Annotated in this window: 12 protein-coding genes; 10 read left to right on the top strand and 2 right to left on the bottom strand. The window is 57.7% G+C overall.

Annotation, left to right across the window (positions count from 1 at the left end):
• The first annotated feature begins 923 nt into the window (after positions 1 to 923).
• From LOY56_RS14950 to LOY56_RS26860, 6 genes are read left to right on the top strand one after another with little or no spacing between them, the layout of a single operon-like run.
• The gene (locus LOY56_RS14950; protein WP_258622672.1) at positions 924 to 2357 is read left to right on the top strand and encodes a TolC family outer membrane protein; all 1434 of its coding nucleotides are present in this window, start codon (positions 924 to 926) and stop codon (positions 2355 to 2357) included.
• 36 nt (positions 2358 to 2393) lie between these two features.
• Positions 2394 to 4538, top strand: a complete 2145-nt coding sequence (locus LOY56_RS14945) for a type I secretion system permease/ATPase (protein WP_258615144.1) — start codon at positions 2394 to 2396, stop codon at positions 4536 to 4538.
• A 5-nt stretch (positions 4539 to 4543) separates the two neighbouring features.
• Positions 4544 to 5968 (top strand): HlyD family type I secretion periplasmic adaptor subunit, encoded by a 1425-nt coding sequence (locus LOY56_RS14940; protein ID WP_258615143.1) that lies wholly within the window; start codon positions 4544 to 4546, stop codon positions 5966 to 5968.
• A gap of 26 nt (positions 5969 to 5994) precedes the next feature.
• Complete coding sequence (locus tag LOY56_RS14935) at positions 5995 to 6381, top strand: hypothetical protein (RefSeq protein WP_258615141.1); 387 nt, start codon at positions 5995 to 5997, stop codon at positions 6379 to 6381.
• Positions 6382 to 6427: 46 nt separating this feature from the next.
• Positions 6428 to 7108 carry a hypothetical protein gene (locus LOY56_RS14930; RefSeq protein ID WP_258615139.1) on the top strand — a complete coding sequence of 227 codons (681 nt, stop codon included), beginning with the start codon at positions 6428 to 6430 and terminating at the stop codon, positions 7106 to 7108.
• 13 nt (positions 7109 to 7121) lie between these two features.
• Positions 7122 to 14507 (top strand): S8 family serine peptidase, encoded by a 7386-nt coding sequence (locus tag LOY56_RS26860; protein WP_309474857.1) that lies wholly within the window; start codon positions 7122 to 7124, stop codon positions 14505 to 14507.
• Between the two features lie 144 nt (positions 14508 to 14651).
• On the opposite strand, the gene LOY56_RS14910 is transcribed toward LOY56_RS26860, so the two are convergent.
• Positions 14652 to 15119: a RidA family protein gene (locus LOY56_RS14910; protein WP_258615137.1), complete on the bottom strand. Its 468-nt coding sequence runs from the start codon at positions 15117 to 15119 to the stop codon at positions 14652 to 14654.
• A gap of 199 nt (positions 15120 to 15318) precedes the next feature.
• Positions 15319 to 16329 carry a transcriptional regulator GcvA gene (gene gcvA, locus LOY56_RS14905; protein ID WP_258615136.1) on the bottom strand — a complete coding sequence of 337 codons (1011 nt, stop codon included), beginning with the start codon at positions 16327 to 16329 and terminating at the stop codon, positions 15319 to 15321.
• A gap of 133 nt (positions 16330 to 16462) precedes the next feature.
• On the opposite strand from gcvA, the gene LOY56_RS14900 reads away from it, so the two are divergent.
• From LOY56_RS14900 to LOY56_RS14885, 4 genes are read left to right on the top strand one after another with little or no spacing between them, the layout of a single operon-like run.
• Positions 16463 to 17953: a sugar ABC transporter ATP-binding protein gene (locus LOY56_RS14900; RefSeq protein WP_258615134.1), complete on the top strand. Its 1491-nt coding sequence runs from the start codon at positions 16463 to 16465 to the stop codon at positions 17951 to 17953.
• Positions 17953 to 18939: an ABC transporter permease gene (locus LOY56_RS14895; protein WP_258615132.1), complete on the top strand. Its 987-nt coding sequence runs from the start codon at positions 17953 to 17955 to the stop codon at positions 18937 to 18939. Before LOY56_RS14900 ends, LOY56_RS14895 begins: the two co-directional genes overlap by 1 nt.
• Positions 18936 to 19904 carry an ABC transporter permease gene (locus LOY56_RS14890; RefSeq protein ID WP_258615131.1) on the top strand — a complete coding sequence of 323 codons (969 nt, stop codon included), beginning with the start codon at positions 18936 to 18938 and terminating at the stop codon, positions 19902 to 19904. The genes LOY56_RS14895 and LOY56_RS14890 overlap by 4 nt, the downstream gene beginning before the upstream one ends.
• Positions 19901 to 20872 carry a substrate-binding domain-containing protein gene (locus LOY56_RS14885; RefSeq protein ID WP_258615130.1) on the top strand — a complete coding sequence of 324 codons (972 nt, stop codon included), beginning with the start codon at positions 19901 to 19903 and terminating at the stop codon, positions 20870 to 20872. Before LOY56_RS14890 ends, LOY56_RS14885 begins: the two co-directional genes overlap by 4 nt.
• Positions 20873 to 20895: the final 23 nt, after the last annotated feature.

Genomic DNA, 20895 nt, shown 5'->3' with positions numbered 1-20895 from the left:
TCAGCGATTTCTACTGAAAACCACCCCCAGCCACGCTTTTTTGTACATTACAACGGACATCGAAATCCGGGCCCAGGGCGTGTCAGTTTTTAGATAGATGATGCATTGCTGGAACCCGTACATCTCTGCTCAATCGATCGAGACGAGGGCATGTGCATATTCCTTTAACTGATACGGCTGTTCGCCACGCAAAAAACCTCGGAAAAAATTACAGCCTCAAGGACATGGACGGCTTGCACCTATTTGTCAGTTCGACGGGTGTCAAGAGCTGACATTTTCGTTTCACTTGGCTAGGCAAGCCGGCTCGCATCTCCTTGGGAATGTATCCAGAGCTTTAAAGACGCTCGTTTTGCTCGCGACAATGCGCGTGCCCTGGTCGCAAAGGGGACTGGTCCTCGAGCCGCTCGAAGGGAGGATCGCCTCAGCGCCTTGGCTGCTGACGAGAATTCTTTTGCAGCAGTCTTTCTTGCCTGGCGCACCTTCAAGGCCGTCTATCGCGCAGCAGGTGTGGATGAACACTTGATCAATGTCCCGCAAATGCACCTGGGCCTTGATGCCCACATCCTCATGTTTCCGGTGCTTGAGATGTCTACGGTACCGGGGGCACTTTGCTGTTGCCAACACTCTTACCGCTGACTGCTTTTGGTTTCTGGTTTCCTTGATCCATCAAAGCGCCCAACGCTCATTTGCAGCTCTGAATCCTGTCAGCTTCCCATCCGAACATGCGCCTTTAGCAAGGCGTCGTGGGCACCAATGTGAAACGGCTAAACCTTCGACTCGATGAATCGTCTTGGAAAGATGATGGTATCGATTTTGTTGCATTCAGTTACGACCCCATCTATTTTGTGCGCCCCTGGTTTTTGGGGGGGGGGGCGGCCATTTTTTCGTCGAGCCGCTTCCGGTGTTATCAAAAGGATTTGTTCATGTGCCGTGCCCGAGGCGTCTTTCTGTTCGTCTGCTTGCTCCCTGCGTTTCTGCAGGCTGCGCCCATGAAGGATCGAGCTGAATTGATGGGCGTCTATCGCCAGGCCGTCCTGCATGACTCAGACCTTGCCGCCGCCCGCGCTGACTTTGCCGCCCGACAAGAAATAGTGCCGCAGGCCCGGGCCAATCTGTTACCCGTCATCAGTGCGGGCACAACAGTAGAGTCCACTCGCCTTGATCGTGATCAGCCTGAGCTTATGCGTGAGCGCAGTGGAACGACTGTGCAAGCCAACCTTAAACAGCCGGTGTTCAATGCGGCTTTCTGGTTTGAGCTGAAAGCGGCTCAGGCTAGTACTGCACAAGCGGCGCTGGAGCTATCCGCCAAAGAGCAGGAGCTCATTCTCAAAACGGCTGAGGCCTATTTTGAAGCATTGCGTGCGACTGACGAACAGGCGGCCTCAGTCGCTGAAGAGGTCGCGCTCAAGCAGCAGCTTGATCAAGCGCAGGGGCGACTAAAGGGTGGACTGGCGAGTATTACGGATGTTCTGGATGCCGAGTCGGCTTACGACAACGCTTTTGCCAATCGCAAACTCGCTCAGCGAAAAGTAGATGATGCTTTCGAGCAGTTGATACGTCTGACCAATAACAACTACGTGAGCATTGAGGGGATGCAGCATCAACTGCCAGTTTCCGCTCCGGTGCCCGATGACACCCAATCGTGGGTCGACGCGGCGGTTGGGCAAAACCTGATGCTATTGGCGAGCAACTATGCCGTGCGCGCAGCGGAACAAAACCTGAACCAGCGCAAAGCCGGACATGCCCCCACCGTAGATGCTGTCGCTTCGTACCGTCGCGGAGACAACGACAGTTTTGGCTACAGCAATCCCAGTGACTTTGGCCTGGATGGTTATCGCAGCCAGGTCTCCCAAAGCAGTGTCGCGCTGGAAATGACTATTCCGATTTTCAGTGGGGGCCGCACCAGTTCGCAGTCACGTGAGGCATATGACCGACTGACCCAAAGTGAGGAATTGAGGGAAAGCCAGCGTCGAGAGGTGGTGCTCGATGCGCGTAATTTCTTCCGTGCGGTCAACTCAGATATAGAGCAGATAAAGGCGCGTAAACAGACGATCATCTCGAGTCAGCGCTCGCTTAAAGCATCTAAAGTCGGTGCCGATGTCGGTACGCGTAATACCGTTGATGTCCTCAATGCACAACGTCAGCTGTTCAAGGCCGTGCGCGACTACAACAACGCGCGCTATGACTACATTCTCAATAATCTACGTTTGAAAGAAGTCGCAGGCACCTTGAGTGCCGATGACCTTCTGAGGCTGGCCGAGTACCTGAAAACCGACTATGAGCCGCAACGTGACTTCCTTCCTCCCGACTTGATACAACTCTCAACGTCCGACCGTTCATTCACGGTCACCCAATGAGCCCTACTTAATTGATGCAATTGCACGGAAGCGTTTATGCAAGAACAAGGGACAGAGCCGGCTAAGCAGACAGCCTTGCTCGATACAGGCCTGGCGTGTCTCGCCATGCTGGCGCGCTTTCATAACGTTGCGGTTTCTCCGGAGCAGCTTGCCCACGAGTATGTCGAAGAAGGGCAAGTATTCGGCAAGGCGGAGATACTGATGGCCGCCCGCCAACTGGACTTGAAGGCCAAGGCGATCCGCACCCCCTTCGAGCGGTTGGATAGAACCCCATTGCCCGCTATCGCCTGCGCAAACGATGGCAGTTTTTTTATCATTGCCCGTCTTGATCAGGACAATATCCTGATTCATGACCCGCAGTCACAGCGCCCGGAAATGATCAACCCCCGGCAACTTCAATCACGCTGGAACGGCGAATTAGTGTTGCTGCGCTCCCAATCATCGTTGGCCGCCGATCTGTCCAAGTTCGATTTCACGTGGTTCGTTCCCGCCATTGTCAAATACCGCAAGTTGCTTGGCGAAGTGCTGCTGGTGTCCTTTGTCCTGCAGATATTTTCGCTACTGACGCCCTTGTTCTTTCAGGTCGTGATGGACAAAGTATTGGTTCATCACGGCCTGACAACCCTGGATGTGATCGCCATCGGCCTGTTGGGCATCATGGTGTTCGAGACCGTCTTGAGTGGGCTGCGCAGTTATGTGTTTGCCCACACGGCCAGCCGCATTGATGTTGAGCTGGGATCGAAGTTGTTTCGTCACCTGGTGACGCTGCCGCTTTCGTATTTCCAGGCCCGGAGGGTGGGGGATTCGGTTGCGCGGGTCCGCGAACTTGAAAATATCCGCAGCTTCCTCACAGGCAATACCATCACCCTGGTACTGGATGTTCTGTTTTCCGTGGTGTTTATCGCGGTGATGTTTTTCTACAGTGGCTGGCTGACCTTGGTGGTGCTGTTGTCCCTGCCGCTGTACATCGTGGTTTCGCTGGTGATTACCCCGGTGTTGCGTGCACGGCTGAATGAAAGTTTTGCACGGGGGGCCGAAAATCAGGCGTTCCTGGTCGAAACGGTCAATGGTATCGATACGCTCAAATCCATGGCCGTCGAGCCACAGATAACGCGTAAATGGGATAACCAGTTGGCGGCCTATGTCAGTGCGGGTTTCAAGACGCAAACCCTGTCTACCATTGCCAACGAAAGCGTGTCTCTGATCGGCAAACTAGTCACCGTTGCGACACTTTGGCTAGGCGCCAGGCTGGTGATCGACGGTCAACTCTCTGTAGGCCAGTTGATTGCATTCAATATGCTGGCGGGTCGAGTGGCGCAACCGATCATGCGCTTGGCCCAGTTGTGGACGAATTTCCAACAGACTGGTGTTTCGGTCCAGCGACTTGGCGACATTCTCAACACGCGTACTGAAATGTCCCAGGCCACTCGGAGCGCGCTGCCGACCCTCAAGGGGCGTGTCGAGTTTGACCAAGTGCATTTTCGTTATCGCCCCGACGGTTCAGAAGTATTGCGTAGTGTCAGCTTGGTCATCGGAGCAGGAGAGGTCATCGGCGTGGTGGGGCGGTCTGGTTCGGGCAAGAGCACGCTCACACGGCTGTTACAGCGTCTTTACGTCCCGGAGCGAGGACGTGTGTTAGTGGACGGCATGGACTTGGCCCTGGCCGATGTGTCATCGCTGCGTCGGCAGATCGGAGTTGTCCTTCAGGACAACATGCTGTTCAACCGCAGTATCCGTGAAAACATCGCGTTGACCGATCCCGGCGCGCCACTGGAAACGGTGATGGGGGCCGCAAAAATGGCCGGCGCCCACGATTTTATCCTGGAGCTGCCCGAAGGGTATGACACGGTCGTTGGGGAGCATGGTGCTTCACTATCCGGCGGTCAGCGTCAGCGCGTGGCGATCGCAAGAGCACTGATCGGCAACCCGAGAATCCTTATCTTCGACGAGGCCACCAGCGCACTGGACTATGAGTCGGAGCGCATCATCCAGCAGAACATGCAGACGATTTGCAAGGGCCGCACCGTCATCATCATTGCCCACCGATTGTCCGCCGTGCGCGATGCCCATCGTATCGTGGTGATGGACCGTGGGCAGATCGTTGAGCAGGGCACCCACAGCGAACTTCTGGCGCATCAGGCGGGCCACTACTCTCGCCTTCACCGTTTGCAACAGGGGTAGTGGTCATGAGCGAACCTTCAGCAGCACGCGAATTGTTGCAACGTTACCGGTTTGCCTGGCGCCAGGCTTGGCGTCAGCGCAAACAGCTGGATGCGCCTTTGCGCCTGGCACATGAAGTGCAATTCCTGCCGGCGGCATTGGCCTTGCAGGACCAGCCCAGCCATCCGGCACCGCGGTACATTCAGTGGGCCATCATGTTCTTCGCAGCCTTGGCGCTGGTATGGGCCTGTCTTGGGGAAATCGAAGTCGTGGCGACGGCGCGAGGTAAGGTTGTCGCTAGCGGCAAGAGCAAGACCATACAGCCGAGCGAAGTGGCGGTGGTCAAGGCGATACGTGTTTACGACGGCCAGTCAGTCAAGGCCGGTGACGTTCTGGTGGAGTTGGATACCAGCGCATCCGGTGCCGATGTAAAACGTTTCAAAAGCGACGTATTGGCTGCGCAGGTCGATAGCGCGCGCGCCAGTGCCATGCTTGAGGCCATTCGCAGCGGCAAGGAGCCAGGATCCTTGGCGGGCTACATGCTGGAGGCCGAGCCGCAACAGATCCTGGCGGCGCAACGCTGGCTGAATGGGCAATACCTGGAAATGCGCAGCTCACTGGATCAAGTGGACGCCGAAGTCGAACAGCGTACTGCCGAGATTCAGTCAGCTAACGCCATTGTCAGCTCCTTACAGCAGTCACTTCCGATCACCCGCCGCCTGGCTGAAGACTACAAAGAGCTGCTTGATCAGCAATATGTTCCACGCCACGCCTACCTGGAAAAGCAGCAGGCGCTGCTGGACCAGAATCGTGATATGGCCGTGCAACAAGCACGTGTGATTGAACTCAATGCAAGCCGCAAGGAAGCCGAACGGCGCCGTCAAAGCATCCTGGCGCAAACCCGCCGCACGATGCTCGACTTACAGCAGCAATCCGAACAGAAAGCCGCATCGCTTACCCAAGAGCTGCGCAAGGCTGAACAACGCGATCACTTGATGAGCCTGACGGCACCCGTCGACGGTACGGTTCAGCAATTGGCCATTCATACCGTCGGTGGCGTGGTGACGGCCGCACAACCGCTAATGGTCGTGGTGCCGAGTGATCAGCCCGTAGAGGTCGAGGCCATGCTGGAGAACAAGGATGTCGGCTTTGTACGTGACGGGCAGGCCGTGACGGTCAAGGTGGAAACCTTTACGTTCACCAAGTATGGAACGGTCGAAGGGAAAGTCATCAGCGTGTCCAACGACGCCATTGAAGACGAGAAGTTAGGGCCGATCTACAGCAGCCGGGTTCGTCTGCTGACCGACTTTATTCTGGTCCGAGGTCAACGGGTGTCGTTGTCTCCAGGGATGGCTGTCACAGTAGAGATTAAGACAGATCGGCGCAAAGTCATCGATTACTTCCTAAGTCCGCTGCAGCAGTACGCCGATGAAAGTTTACGTGAGCGGTAAAGCCGACGGTCTACAAGGGGAACTCTATGAACGGTGTTAAAGCGTTCTTATACGGCATGTACGATGTCGTGGTTTTTCCGTGTTGGATCGTATTTTTCATGTGTTTGGTCAGGATGAATAAGCGCTTCGCAGCCCCTCTGTTTGTCTGGGGCTGCAGCCTCCCCGTCACGTTGTATTGCTACGTCGTCTACATCGTAGATGGCGGCAGGCCCTGGGTTCATTGGTCGGTAGTGGCGCTCGACTTTCTTGCGTTTTCTCAGTTGGGTTGGATAGGGGCGCTGTTGATGGCAGGCGGTTATCTGGCCAATAACGACCGCTTTAAAAAAGCGGCAGTTTGGACCTCCGTGGTTTCCGTCGCCTCTCATGGCTTTTTTCTCATCGTCGGGCTGGTATGGAATGCGCTATCGGAATAGACGGTAGGCATTCAGTGGTTGAACTTTCTATTCGCTGGAGTGTGATGTGCACCGTACGAAAAAAATATACTTGCTCATGGCATTCTGCATGCTAGCGGCCGTGCTGACGGGTTATGGCCTCTGGCTGTTTTCCGAGTCGCAGAAAGTGCGTTGGGTTGTAGAACTTGTCGGCGGTGCAGAAAACCTGAGCGCTTCTGAAACCTTCTTATCTGAAGGCGATGCGCTTTACATAAAGTCACTGCATCTGGCTCCAGACCAGCAGATGTACGACCGCGTCCGAGCATTGAACCTGTGCCAGGACATGAACGATGCGTGCTTGACCACCAGTTTGACGGTCGCCAATTTTTTGATGATCAATACCGCGGACGTGCGGGCCGCGAGGAATATCGTCGAGGGATATGCGCGTTACAACATTCTGCAAGCGCAGCCGTGCCCGGCGAAATATGAGACGTCCCTGGTCATCAAGGATACCCAGTATCTCTCTACGTTACCCATGGCTGACGCGAAGCGTTTTGCCAAACAACGATTGGAAAAAATTGAAGCTTCAGGCGGGCTGATTTTCTCGTTAAGAACCCCTGAGTGTCATCGTTATTTTGCAGCGCACCCGTCGGTGGCCAGAGGTTATCTGGCGCATATGGCGCTGCTGGTCAAGGCCGTTCAAGGCAAAACGTCTGCGGCCTGGTTGTATCTGTTATCCCGTCCGGGCGTGTACGCGATCATTAAGTAAGAGGGAGTTTGAAATGGCACAAGGTGCACAGCAGGCAGCAAGTGAAACGACGCAAACGCTTCCGGAAATGCTGGATGAGTTGGGCAAGGCGAAGGACCAACTGAACAAATCGCTGGAGGCGACGGGGGTTGCGGGTAAGGTCTCGCGTTACAACACCTTGCTCGATATGACCAGCTCCATGGGGATAATTGCCTATATAACCTCTGATAAATACAACGGTACCAGTACTCAAACGAATGTTCATATCCTGGAAGCCATCAAGCTGTTGAAAGTTCCGGGCCTGAAACAGGTACAGGAAAAAACGGTAGATAAAGGCATCAGTGGCCTGCAATACGTTTTGGAATTTACCGGCGATGGGAAAGATAATGATGTCGCGTTGGGCGGGCTTTTATATGCGCTGGCCTTATTTAGTAAAAGCACTAAAGCGTCACGTGATCGGGAGTATGGTCAATCACCATCGCTGAACGCGTGGTATGACGCGCTGAGTAACGTCACGAAGTTTATCGATGATACCGTTGCATCGTTTGGTGATGACTACGATCCGTCCAAAATTTCCGGATTGAACTTTTCCAGTCCAGCCGCGCGTTCAGCCGTTGAAAGCGCGATGACGAGCCGAATGGACGAGTTTTTCTATGGCGTTCCTACCAGTGCGAGTGCCTTTAATCTGCAGGTCAATAGTTCGGGTGAAATCATACGTAAGACCGCTACAGATCATGACGCCGCCGCCGCGCAAGTCGCCAACGGCCTTGTCACCAGTGGCGGCGGTTGGAACCTGAACTACGATCCCAACAAGCTCAACCTCAATCAATATCAGGGCAACTGGGTCAACAACACCTTTACTGCCGCCGCTACCCAGATCCTGGCGGACGGTTATCGCCCAGGTAACGTCAACACGGCAAAGGATGTGTTCGATTTCAGCTTGCGCAACTCCAGCCAGAGCCTGACCTACGGCAGCACCTTGGCGGCGCTGTTGAACTCCGGCGACGCGCGTGCGCGTTTGACCTTGCCGACTGACCCATTGGTGCTGGACTTGAACGGCGACGGTGTGCGCTTGACCGATTACCTGAGCGCGCCGGTGTTTTTTGATGCCGATAACGATGGCGGCAGCCTCGAAGAAACCGGCTGGGCTAGCCCCGAGGACGGCATCGTGGTCGTCGATGCCAATGCCAACGGCAAGATCGATAATATCAGCGAGACCTTGTCCGAATACTTCGGCGGTATGGCGGGCACCAACGGTGAAACCGGGCAAAAACGCTTCACCAACGGTTTTGCCGCACTGGCCAGCCTGGACGGCAATGCCGATGGCGTATTCGATGCGCGGGACGCAGCCTGGTCCAGCGTGAAGGTGTGGGTCGATGGCAATCACGACGGCAAAAGCTGGAAAGATTTGAATGGCAACGGTGCGATCGACGTCGGCGAAGCGAGCGAACTTAAATCGCTCGCAGATCTTGGGATCACCCAGATCAACCTGGGCAACCAGGCACAAAGTGGTGAGTTGCGCGACGGCAACGAAGTGCTGGCCCACGGCACTTTTGTGCAAAATGGCCTGACCCAGGAAGCCATCGCGGCCAACTTCCTGGCCAATCCCAATGGGCACACGTTCACCGCCAGTGGATCGGGGACGGTGGTTTCCACCCAAGGCTCGGGACAGGTGGCGGCCGTTAAAGGGTATGTGTCTTCTTTGACCACCGGCGAGACCATCGATGTGGCGCATAAAGGCGTCAATAACGCTACGGGCGGTTCGGGCAGCGACGTGCTGCAAGGCGATGCCCAGACCAACTGGCTGGCCGGCGGCCAGGGCAGTGATACCTTCTACGGCGGCGCGGGCGACGATGTGCTGCTGATCGACGGTGATGACCTGGCGGCCAACATCCATGGTGGCGATGGTACTGATATCGTCCAAGTCATTGGCGAAAAAGGTGTCAGCCTCAACCTGGCTGAGGCCCGCATAGAAATCGCTCAAGGCGGTCGTGGCGATGACGTATTTATTGGCGGCGGCAACAGCACCGTCTACATGCGCGGTGGCGACGGTGATGACGTGTTGGTCGGCGGTTCAGCCAATGATGCACTCTCGGGCGAAAACGGCAATGACACTCTGTTTGGCGGTGCAGGCAACGATGTGTTGCGCGGCCATCGCGGCAATGATCGTATTGACGGTGGCTCAGGTAATGACCTGATCGATGGCGGCCAGGACGATGACAGCCTGAGTGGCGGAGTCGGTGACGACATTCTGATAGGCGGTGCCGGTGATGATCGGATCGACGGTGGCGATGGGATCGATGTCCTCGAGCTGTCCGGCGACTTCGCCGACTATCGGATTACCCGTGCCGCAGATGGCGTTTGGATCAGCGATACCGTTACAGGGCGCGACGGGACCGACTTCCTGAAGAGCGTCGAGAAGGCCAGCTTCAAAAATCTCAAACTGGTGGAGATCCCGACAGATACAAGTGCGGGCATGGAAAATCCTTTGTTGGTCAAGGATGTGCTGAGCCAGAACAAGTCCGGCGCCAGTTTTGATCGCTCGCGGGCGCATCTGATCGGTCAAGAACAACTGTTGCGCAACGACATAGACTGGCAACAGGACACCTTGCATATCACCGGCCTGTTCGATGTGGTGGGCGGGACTGCGAGTCTCACCCAGGCCGGCGATGTGCTTTTCACCCCTGATGCCACGTTTACCGGGATCATGGGCTTCAAGTACACCGTGGCGGATGCCAAAGGCTATGAGGCTAGCGACATTGTCGATATGGCCACGGGCGAAAGCGCGACTATGCGCGCCGCCGTGTATCTCAGGACAGCGGACCTGCCCAGTGATCCATTGGTTACCGATCAGTGGTATCTCTCGCAAGCGAACATTCTGCCAGTCTGGAAGGACTACACCGGTAGAGGTGTCAAGATCGCTCAGATCGAGACCAACAGTCCGTTTGGAACCACCAAGGAAGTGCTCGACTATCGCCACGCCGATTTAAAAGACAATATCGACGAGAGCTGGCTGGCCAATGCAACGCCGGGGCAACTGGCCGGTGAGGGCAGCGAGGGCAAGTTCAGCGAGCATGCCACATTGGTCGCCGGTGTGATGGTCGCCGCGCGCAACGGCGAGGGCAGCGTTGGGGTGGCATACGATGCCACCGTTGCCGGTTACTGGATCAATAAAGACGACTTCAGCAACATGTCCCACATGCGTGAATATGATGTGGTGAACCACAGCTGGGGCAGTGAGCATCACTTTGATCTGAAGTTTACGCCGGCGACGTTGGGGGAGATGCCCGCAGCCTATCGTCAGGCCATTGGTATGGGCCGCGATGGCTTGGGCACCGTCATTGTGACGGCGGGAGGCAACGATCGGGAAAAGGGTGGCAACACCAACTATTCCAATCCCAGCAACACCCGCAGCAGTATTGTGGTGGGCGCAATCAACGCCACCACCGACCTGGGTGCGTTGCAGGCGGGGGGCAAGCCGTTCTCCAACCCTGGCGCCAGTATCCTGGTCAGCGCGCCTGGCTCCAACGTAACTTCAACCTCACGTCTGGTGCAGAACGATAACGGCTCCACGTTTGGCAGTGACACCGGGGTGTCCCAGGGCACCAGCTTTGCCGCACCGATCGTGTCGGGCATCGTCGCACTGATGCTCGAAGCCAACCCTGAGCTGGGCTACCGCGATGTACAGCAGATCCTGGCGCTTTCAGCACGCAAGGTGGCGGATGCGGGGACCTCTTGGCAGGACAACGGTAGCCAGAATTGGAACGGCGGTGGTATGCACGTTAGCCACGATTACGGCTATGGTGAAGTCGACGCCCGCGCTGCCGTGCGCCTGGCAGAAACCTGGCATACCCAGCAGGTGCTGACCAATGAGTTCGGCCTGTCCAAGCCTTTAGATTCAGGTGTGCTCAATCAGGCGATTGCCGATGGGCTGGAAGCCGGGGTAAGCCATTCGTTGACGCTGGGCAACGTGGGCATATTGGCCGAACACGTTGAAGTCAAGGTCAACCTCAGCCATGAAAATCCGGGTGACTTGATCCTCAAGTTGATCTCGCCATCGGGTACCGAATCCATTCTGATGAATCGTCCGGGCAAGGCGCCGGGGAGCGCTGCGAGTGATCGTGGGGATGCTGATTTTGCCGGTAAAAAGACGCTGGACTACGTTTTCTCTACCGCGTTGTTGCGCGGTGAGGCTGTTCAGGGTGAATGGACGCTGAAAGTCATCGACAGCGTAACCGGGGCGACCGGTACCCTGAACAGCTGGAGCATGAATGTGTGGGGGACTATCGACACGCACGATGATCAATATGTCTATACGGACGAGTATGCGCAGCTGGGGGTATCTGGCACCCGTGGAACGCTCAACGACACCAATGGTGGCAAAGATACGATCAACGCCGCAGCGGTAGGTCAGAAAAGCTATATCAACCTGGCGAAGGGTGAAGCGACTCTCGCCGGCACGCACCTGACCATTCAGAACCCCGAGCAGATCGAGAACGCCATCGGCGGTGAGTTTGCCGATGAACTTCACGGCAATGACGCCAGCAACATGTTGGTCGGCGGCAGTGGCGATGATGCGCTGTATGGCGGCGCCGGCCGCGATTTGCTTTTGGGTGGGAAGGGGAACAATACCCTGGCAGGCGGCGCCGACCTCGATTATTTCGTGGTCGAGCGCGCCAGCGGTTCCATCCAGACCATCACTGATTTCGTGGTTGGCACCGATAAACTGGTGCTGTCTGGGTTCTCTGACTTCGGTCACGGGCTGATCAATACCACTCAACAAGGCGCGGATGCGGTGATCAACTTGTCTGGTGTGCAGTCTATTCGGCTGAAGAATGTCGACGCAGCGCAAGTGAGCGCCGAAGATTTCTTGATCCTGGATACCGCAATGAGCTTGGCCGAACTCACCAAGTACGGCGCTTATGGCTTCGGCGTCAATAGCCGTGAAATACGTCTGGCTGACTCTGTCCGGGGCGAAGACTATTCCGCCCTCTCAGGCGGGCAGCGAGTGTTTGGAGGCACTGGCGCCGATATCATTCGTGGCGGCAGTGGTGCCGATGTGTTGGTTGGCGACAATACAACCGGCGGTACGCAAGGCTCCAACGATTTCATCGAAGGCGGTGCCGGTGATGATGTGATTCGCGGCGGTGCGGGCAACGATGTACTGCGCGGAGGCTTGGGCCAGGACTATATCAGCGGTGACGCGGGAGATGACATCATCTATCTGGAAGGCGACCAGGGCAGTTTCGAGTTGGGCGGCTGGACCTCGCCTATCATCACTTGGGACGGAGCTCGACTGACCGGGGCTGCCGTCGCGGGTGGCGCTGGGAATGATCGTTTTGTCGTCGAAAAGGCCTCGGGGGTTCCCATCGATCTGTTGGGTAATCTGATTGAAGATTTTGAGTTTTCCAATCCCAACGAAAAAATCGACCTTTCGCAGATTAATTCCGTGCACTCGATGGCAGATATTGCATTCAGCGAATTGACCGTAAACGGCCAACATTATCTGCGCGTGATGCTGGGGGGAACAGGCGCTTCGTTTATTACCCTCAAGGGTGTGACCGCGTCGCAACTGTCACCTGATAACTTTATTTTTGGCAGTGCGGGTTCCGGCAGTACCCCCTCGGTTCCCGCTACGGGAGGCATCATTGCAGGCAAGGAACTGCACATTGCCACTACGAACCCTCCGCCATTGAAGCCGCTGATTGACAGCGAGCTCACTGGCGAACTGGTCGCCGTACCACAACCGGTGCTGGGTGGCAGTGACACGGTACTTCCTGAGTTCGACCTCGGAATTATCTATTGGGCCAACGCCACCGGCGAACGCGTGGCGGGCACTTTGGGCGCCGATACACTTTACGGCGGAGAGGGAAATGACGTCCTCAGGGGCGAGAACGACTTGAGTGACGCGGCAGTTGGCAGTGGCGACAGGCTGTTCGGGGGAGCAGGCCACGATGTTGTTTACGGCGGCGCTGGTGATGACGTCTTGTGGGGCAACGATGGGATGGATTATCTCAACGGTGGCGCCGGAAACGACACGCTGTATATCGAAGGTGATCGGGGAGACAACTACACCGGTGAACTGGACTTCGAACTGCCACTAATCACTGTGAAGGGGGTTGTACTGACTGGAGCGGCTGTAGCCGGTGGAGCGGGTAGCGATCGATTCATCGTCGACGATTACTCCACGGACGGGCTGGTAGGCGGTCTGATCGAAGACTTCGAAGTTTCGAACCCCAACGAAAAAATCGACTTGTCAGAGTTCAGTTCATTACGCTCGTTTGCGGCGCTGAATTTCAGCGACCTGATGGTAAACGGACAGCAATACCTTCGGGTCTGGCTGGGCCCCGTGGGGGAAGATAATCCATACGTCACTCTGAAAGGGGTCACAGCGGATCAGCTGAGCGCGGACAGTTTCATCTTCGCCGAACGCGCCTACAGCGACACCTACATCTCCCGCGATGGCGACGGGACGCTGGTGGGCAACGCTGGCGGCAATACGCTCGCAGGATGGGGTGGGAAAGGGATCCTGGAAGGACGCAGCGGAGACGACACCTATATCGTCGATGATGCAGGTGACATCGTCCGAGAGGTCAGCGGTGGAGGGTACGACCGCGTGGAGTCTTATATCAGCTACACCTTGCCGGATGAGGTTGAGGAACTGGTGCTGAAAGGAGGGGCGAATGGCACGGGCAATGCGCTGGCAAACCGACTGGTGGGCAACACGCTTGCCAACATCCTGGATGGTGGTGCCGGCTCCGATGTCATGGTCGGTGGGAAGGGTAACGACACCTACATTGTCAACGAGGGGGCGGACCGCATTGTGGAACTGGCAGGTGAGGGCGTTGATACCGTCAAGGCTTCGGTTTCCTTTACGTTGTCCCCAGCCCTGGAAAACCTGATTCTCACAGGCACTGCCAACATCAATGCCACCGGTAACGCCACAAATAACCAACTGACGGGCAATGCAGGTAATAACCGTCTGGATGGCGGGATGGGCAATGATTGGTTGAGCGGCGGGTTGGGTAACGACCTCTACCTGTTTGATCGAAATGGCGGCCAGGACGTCATTGAAGATGTAGACGCCGGGGTCAATGCTGATGTATTGCAATTCGGCGCGGGGATTTCTGTCGACCAGTTGTGGTTCCGAAAAAGCGGCCTGGACTTGGAGGTCATCGTCATCGGCACGGCAGACAAGGTGACGATTTCCAAATGGTCGTCCGCAGACCAGGCAAGTTCGCAAAACGCCCAGCACATCGAACAGTTCCGAACCGCCGATGGCAAAGTCCTGCTGGACAGCCAGGTCGATCAGCTGGTTGGCGCCATGGCCGCGTTTGCGCCACCCGCAGCGGGACAGACGTCGTTGCCGCAAAACTATAAAGAGGCGTTGAACACGGTGATTGCCAGTAACTGGCAGTAATGGAGTGATTGCTGTATTCGGAGGTACGGCTCTCTCAAGCAATCGCGATAGCATCAGTTAGCTGAGTGGTATCTCAGACTTGATCTGACAGTTACCGGATTTACGTTCGTGACTGTCAGGTCAAATTCAATTGCAGGCGTGGCGTTACTGCGCCTTGATCGCTGTAACCGTGATCTCCACCAACCAGCCCGGCGGTACCAGGCGTATGACTTGAGCGCGGGTACGCGCAGGCACGTAAGGCTGGGCCTGCGTTCCGAAGTACTGGTTGTAAACTTCGGAGAACCCCTCGAAGTCGGCCTCTCCGTTCAACGCCGGGTCGCCGACGACAAGCGCTTGCATGCTCACCACGTCACCCAGGGTGTAACCGTGACGCTTCAGTGTGGCCTCGATCTGCTTGATGACACTCAGGGTTTGCGCCTTGGTGTCGCCGTAGGCCTTGATCGAGCCGGCTGCGGCGCTTGGGTCGGCAAGCTGAGGCCCGACCCCGCTGAGGACGATCTGCCTGGCATTGGCAGGGACCTCGATGGCTTCGGCGAACTCCCGAGCCCAAGGCTCGTTGGCACTGGCGGGGTTCAGGTGACGAACAATTGTGTCACTGGCTTGGGTAGTCATGGTAGTCAGCATTCCAGTTAGTACGATAGCGAAGGTTGCAACACGCATCGGAGTTCCCCTTTGATGTCTTGGCATTGCCGCGCCGAGCAGTCCTGTCATCAGGGATTGCGGCGCAGCAACCGATCATCGGCAGGTGCTCATGCACTGACAAACGATTTGATTGCACACAGGCATGAGCTGAGGGCATGCGTGATGGAGTTCACTTGGTTTCATGAATGATCTTTCTCGCCAGGTCACGAATCTGCGCCGCTTCACTCTGTACCCATTTGCAGAACAATCTCAGGGCGCGGTCCTCCGCCGCGTCTTTGCCGGTCAGCAGGTAATACTCCCCGGCACTCTCAAGCCCTGGCTCGAAAGGGCACTGCAGTTCATGGCGAAAATCACATTGCTGGAGCAGCACCAGTGGCACGATCGCCACGCCCTTGCAATCGCGTGCCGCCTGCAACGCAATAAAGAAGTGCCCGAAATCCGCCGTCTCCTTGAACTTTTCGTAATTGAGCTTGTGCTGCCCAAGCCAGTCAGGCCAGGCATGCTTGCGGCTTGAGGTATTTATCAGCCGGTAATGCAGCAGATCCTTGGGCGTCTCCAGCGGTGCGCCCTGGGACAGTAGGCGACGGGCAATGACCGGCACCAGCACGTCGGCAAACAACGGCTCAGCCCTGACGCCGGCCCAATCTTCGACCATCTCCATTTCTATGCGCGGCCGGTTCTTCTGATAGACCTTGCCCGGCAGCCTCCCCACCCGTAGGGCGACGTCGACGGTGCCTGAATGAAAATCCACCGGATGGATCGAGGTGATCAGGCGTAGCTCAATGTCTGGATAAGCCTGGGTGAACTTGCCCAGGCGTGGCATCAGCCAGAGTGTGGCGAGCGTCGGCAGCACGTTGACCGTCACTATCTGCGGGTCCTTGCTGTTCCTGACTTTGGTAGTGGCTTTGGCGATGGCCTGAAACGCGGCCTGAATGCTCTGCATGTATTGGCTGCCGGCATCGGTCAGCTCAATGCGCCGGGTCATGCGCACGAACAGCTTGCAGCCCAGGAAGGATTCAAGGGCGCGGATTTGGCGACTGACGGCGCTTTGGGTAATGAACAGTTCCTTGCCGGCGTCGGTGAAAGACAAATGACGGGCGGCGACTTCGAACACTTTGAGCGCAGCAAGCGGGGGCAACTGAGGCGACATGCGGGCACCACCTGGGAAAGGTTTATGCATGATTCTGGCTCATGCATAGAGGTGCAACAAGTTGTTTGTCAGGCCGCGCAGGTCGGCCCTACGATCACCCCATCAGCCGGCGACCAATGCCCGCTGGGGCGTGCAAACCCAGAATTGGAAGAGCCTAATTACAATGAAAACCATTTTTCAGGCGTCAGGAATTTCCAAACACTATGGCACCACCTGCGCTCTGCGCGATGCGAACCTGGTGCTGAAAGCTGGGCAGATTCACGCATTGATGGGGGAGAACGGCGCAGGAAAATCGACATTCGTCAAAATCCTGGTCGGCGCCATTCGCCCGGATGGCGGGGCACTGGTGCTGGACGGGCAGCCGGTAGTCTTCAGTTCGGTGCGTGATGCATTGAAACAGGGCGTGGTTCCGGTTTATCAGCATTCCACTTTGTTCACCCCATTGACCGTGCTTGAAAACCTGAGTGCCTTTGGCCTGGGTAGCGCGCAACGTTCGTGGGCCCGGAACAACTGCCTGGATCGCCAGCAAGCGACTGAAGTGCTGAGCCTGGTCGGCCTCGATGTATCGCTGGACAGCCTGGTCGATGAGCTGTCTCTGGGCGAGCGGCAGTTGCTGGAAATCGCCCGTGGCGTGGGCCGGCGCTGTTCGGTGCTGATTCTCGACGAACCGACCGCCGCCCTGGGCGCCAGGGAAGCCGATCGCCTGCATCAGGCGTTGCAGGTGCTGTGCGCCAAAGGCACGGCGATTCTCTACATCTCGCACAAGATCGACGATATCAAGCGCATGGCGGACGCCGTGACCATTCTGCGCGACGGTCTGACGGTGGTGAATGCCGCTGCCCGTGACGACATTTCAGCGGCGCAGATCGTCCAGCACATGCTCGGGCAAACCTTTGAGCCACAAGCGTTGTGCGTGAGTACCCGAGGTGAGGTGGTGCTTGAGGCCAAGGACATCCGGCTGACCCCCACGGCGCAACCGATATCGCTTTGCGTGCACCAGGGTGAAGTGCTCGGTATCGTCGGTGTCGCCGGTTCTGGCGCCCTGCGTCTGGGCGAGGTGCTGGCGGGTGCGGCCAGCGGCCACGGCGGGACGGTCTCGCTCAATGCAACGTCCGAGGTAGTCAATGATCGCCAGTCGGCAATGCGCGCCGGTATTGGCTACGTGCCCTCGGATCGACATGCCGATGGTTTGTTCCTCGGCTTGTCCGCGCTGCAAAACGCCTCGGCATCAGTCTTGCGTGTTTTTTCGAGCTGGGGCGTCCTGCGCTTGCGCGAGGAGGCCGCTCCGTTCGACGCCTTGATCGCTCAATTTAATCTCAACCCCCCACGGCTAGATCTGGACGCGGCGCATTACAGCGGTGGCAATCAACAAAAGCTGCTGTTCTTGCGCAACCTGGTACTACCGAACCTACGGGCCCTGGTGGTGTTGGAGCCGACCCGAGGGGTGGATGTGGGGGCCCGCGAAAGCATTCATCAAGCGCTTCGTGCACTGGCCTGTCGTGGCATTGCGATCATCGTGGTGTCGTCCGATCTGCTGGAGGTGAACACTTTGTGTCATCAGTTGCTGGTGGTCGCCTCCCATCAGGTCGCAGGCCGGATGATGGCCGACGCGCAAACTGATGCAGTCCTTTCAATGATGGTGGGAGCGTGCTGATGACGACGTTGATCAAACAGCGTCCGGCGATTGCGCTGGGCTCGCGGATCGGTGTGATTGCCGTGCCGCTGCTGGTGTTTGTCTTGTGTGTATTGTTCGTGCCGAGATTCCTGTCCGTGGACAACCTGCAGAACGTATTGCGTGTCGGCTCGATTCTGCTGATTGCGGCCTGCGGGCAGACCGGGATCCTGATCGTCGGCGGAATCGATTTCTCAATGGGCTCGGCGGTCGCGCTGCTCAGCGTTGTGACCGTGATACTGGCGCCCGAGCTGGGTGTCGCACTGGCATTTACCGGCGGTATCTGTGTCGCGGTGCTGGTCGGCTTATGCAACGGTTTACTGATCGCGTACCTGAAGCTTCCGGCCTTTCTGGTGACCCTGGGCATGTTGCTGGTGCTGCATGGTCTGGCGTCGCTGCTGTCCGGCGGAATGCCGCTGGACGCCGCACCTTCGCCGGGCTTCTTGTGGCTGGGCAGCGGGCACGTCGCGGGTATACCGGTGCCGATCATCCTTGCACTGCTGGCGGTACTGAGCCTGCATGGCCTGTTGCGGTACACGCTGGTCGGGCGCAGCTGGTACCTGATCGGGACCAGCTTCAACGCCGCGCTGAATGCCGGGCTGCCGGCACGCCGCATGGTGTTGCTGGCCTATATCGTCGCCGGGCTGTTTTGCGCACTGGCCGGGGCGATTCTGACCAGCCGCGTTGGCTCCGGTCAGCCCAATCTTTATCCCGACCTGGCGTTCGCCACCATCGCGGTCTGTGCCATTGGCGGGATTCCGTTGAATGGCGGACGCGGTTCTGCAGTGCAGGTGGTATGCGGGGCGCTGATCATCGCCATGCTCAATAACGCTGTGGTGCTGCTCAACCTGACTTCGGCCTGGCAGCAGTTGCTGATGGCGCTGGTTATCGGTGCCGCGGTGGTGCTGCCGCAAATGCCCAACGTTCGTCGACGCTGCATCCATCTGCTCAGGGGCAACGCTCAATGAAGGCATCAACGATCAACCGCCAGGCACGTTTTCTGGTGGCCCCCGGTGCTTTGCTCCTGGTTTTATTGATGGCCGGGGCCCTGGTTGCCGATTACGCAAGCCTGGGCAACCTGCAAAACATCGGCTCGCAAGCCGCCATCCTCGCGCTGCTGGCGTTGGGGCAGATGTTGGTGATGCTGGTGCGCGGCTTTGATATTTCGGTGGGGGCGGTCGCGGCCTGTTCGAGTACCGTCGCGGCACTGACCATGGATTGGCTGGGCACGCCCTCGATCGCCCTCGCGGTGGTGACCGGTTTGCTGTTCGGTGGCCTCAATGGGCTGCTGATTGCCTTCCTTCGGGTGCAGCCGATTGTCGCGACACTGTGCAGCATGATCGCGGCTCAAGGCCTGGCGCGGCTGATTTCCGATGACGGTCAACCGGTGGTGCCCATCGACGCCAGTGCACTGACAGACCTGGCCTTTCAAAACGTCGCGGGGATCCCGCTACTGCTGGCCCCGGCCTTGATTTGCATGCTGCTGGTCGGGCTGATCCTGAAGAAATTCACCCTCGGGCGGCACCTCTTCATGGTCGGCTGCGACCCGCAGGCCGCGTCGCTGGTAGGCGTCGACAGTCGCCGGGTGACGTGCATCGCCTATCTGGCCTGTGGCGCATTGGCGGGCCTGGCCGGCGCCGTGCTCTTTTGCAAGACCGGCACCGGCTTACCCACCGAAGGCGTCAGTTGGGCGCTGCAGTCGGTGGCCGCGGCCGTGATCGGCGGCACCGCATTGCAGGGCGGGACGGCGAGCGTCTGGCCAGTGTTTTTCGGCGTGTTGCTGATCCAGGCGCTGGAGACCGCATTGAATATCGAAGGGGTGTCACCGTTCATTGCGGAGATCGTGATGGGCCTGATCATTCTCGTTGCTGGCGGCCTGGATCGTTTGATCCTGCGGCTTTTTTCCTCCTCTACCGCATACGGTGAATCATGATGAAGACGTTCATACAGCCTTGGCGTGCGCCACTTGCAATGCTTGCCGTGACCCTATCGTGCGTCGCCGGAGCGGGCGCCGAGGAGTTGACGATCGGTTATGCCGTGCCAAGCCTGTCGCAGTCTTTCTGGATATCCAGCGCCTATGGTGCGCAGGACGAGGCGAGCAAGGAGGGCGTCAAACTGATCAAGCTCAGTGCTGGCGGGGATGGCAATGTCGCCCAGCAGATCTCCCAGTTGCAGTCATTGATCCAGCGACGTGTCGGAGCCATCGTCGTCGGCGCAACCAATGGTGACGCGGTGCGCGCGGTGGTCGATCAGGCGGTGCGCCAGGGGATTGCGGTGATCGGTATTTCGTCGCCGCCCAACAGCCAGCACCTGACCTCCATTGTCACCGCCGATCATTACGACATGGGTCGCATGCAGGCCGAATGCCTCGGTGAGGCGCTGCAAGGGCAGGGCGATGTGGCAATGCTCGCAGGTCCCGCCGGGCAAGCGTGGTCGGACCTGCGCGCCGAGGGTTTTCGCCAGACCCTCAAAGACAAATTCCCCGGGATCAACGTGGTAGCGCAATCGCGCTTGGCAGACAACCGCAACGCCTCGCTCAATACCACCGAAGACTGGTTGCAGCGATTCGCCAACCTCAAAGGCATCTACTCGGCCACCGAAGACATGGCCGCAGGTGCGGTGGCCGCGCTGCGTGCCTCGGGCCGTCTGGAGCAAGTCAAGGTTTCCACCTCTAACTTCAGCCCGACCACCCGGGAGCTGTTGGCCAACAACGAGGTGGTGTGCAGTTCGGTGCAGCAGGTGGTCGAGCAGGGGCGTTCCGCCTTGCGCCTGGCCGTTGCGGCAGCGCACAAGCAACGCGTCGAAAAAGTCGTGTCGCTGCCCGCCCTGAAAATCTCGCCCCAAGACGTGGCAACAATCAACCTGGACCAGGTCATGGCGCCTGCCAGTTACACCCCGTGACCATTGGCCAACGGTTGCTCCCA

This window comes from Pseudomonas sp. B21-048 (assembly GCF_024748615.1).
GTDB lineage: Bacteria > Pseudomonadota > Gammaproteobacteria > Pseudomonadales > Pseudomonadaceae > Aquipseudomonas.
This window is presented reverse-complemented; position numbering and strand designations above follow the sequence as displayed.

Excerpts from the sequence above, each read along its gene's own strand:
- LOY56_RS14950 (WP_258622672.1), top strand. The coding sequence starts at position 924 with ATGTGCCGTGCCCGAGGCGTCTTTCTGTTCGTCTGCTTGCTCCCTGCG.
- LOY56_RS14945 (WP_258615144.1), top strand. The coding sequence starts at position 2,394 with ATGCAAGAACAAGGGACAGAGCCGGCTAAGCAGACAGCCTTGCTCGAT.
- LOY56_RS14940 (WP_258615143.1), top strand. The coding sequence starts at position 4,544 with ATGAGCGAACCTTCAGCAGCACGCGAATTGTTGCAACGTTACCGGTTT.
- LOY56_RS14935 (WP_258615141.1), top strand. The coding sequence starts at position 5,995 with ATGAACGGTGTTAAAGCGTTCTTATACGGCATGTACGATGTCGTGGTT.
- LOY56_RS26860 (WP_309474857.1), top strand. The coding sequence starts at position 7,122 with ATGGCACAAGGTGCACAGCAGGCAGCAAGTGAAACGACGCAAACGCTT.
- LOY56_RS14910 (WP_258615137.1), bottom strand. The coding sequence starts at position 15,119 with ATGACTACCCAAGCCAGTGACACAATTGTTCGTCACCTGAACCCCGCC.
- gcvA (WP_258615136.1), bottom strand. The coding sequence starts at position 16,329 with ATGCATAAACCTTTCCCAGGTGGTGCCCGCATGTCGCCTCAGTTGCCC.
- LOY56_RS14900 (WP_258615134.1), top strand. The coding sequence starts at position 16,463 with ATGAAAACCATTTTTCAGGCGTCAGGAATTTCCAAACACTATGGCACC.
- LOY56_RS14895 (WP_258615132.1), top strand. The coding sequence starts at position 17,953 with ATGACGACGTTGATCAAACAGCGTCCGGCGATTGCGCTGGGCTCGCGG.
- LOY56_RS14890 (WP_258615131.1), top strand. The coding sequence starts at position 18,936 with ATGAAGGCATCAACGATCAACCGCCAGGCACGTTTTCTGGTGGCCCCC.
- LOY56_RS14885 (WP_258615130.1), top strand. The coding sequence starts at position 19,901 with ATGATGAAGACGTTCATACAGCCTTGGCGTGCGCCACTTGCAATGCTT.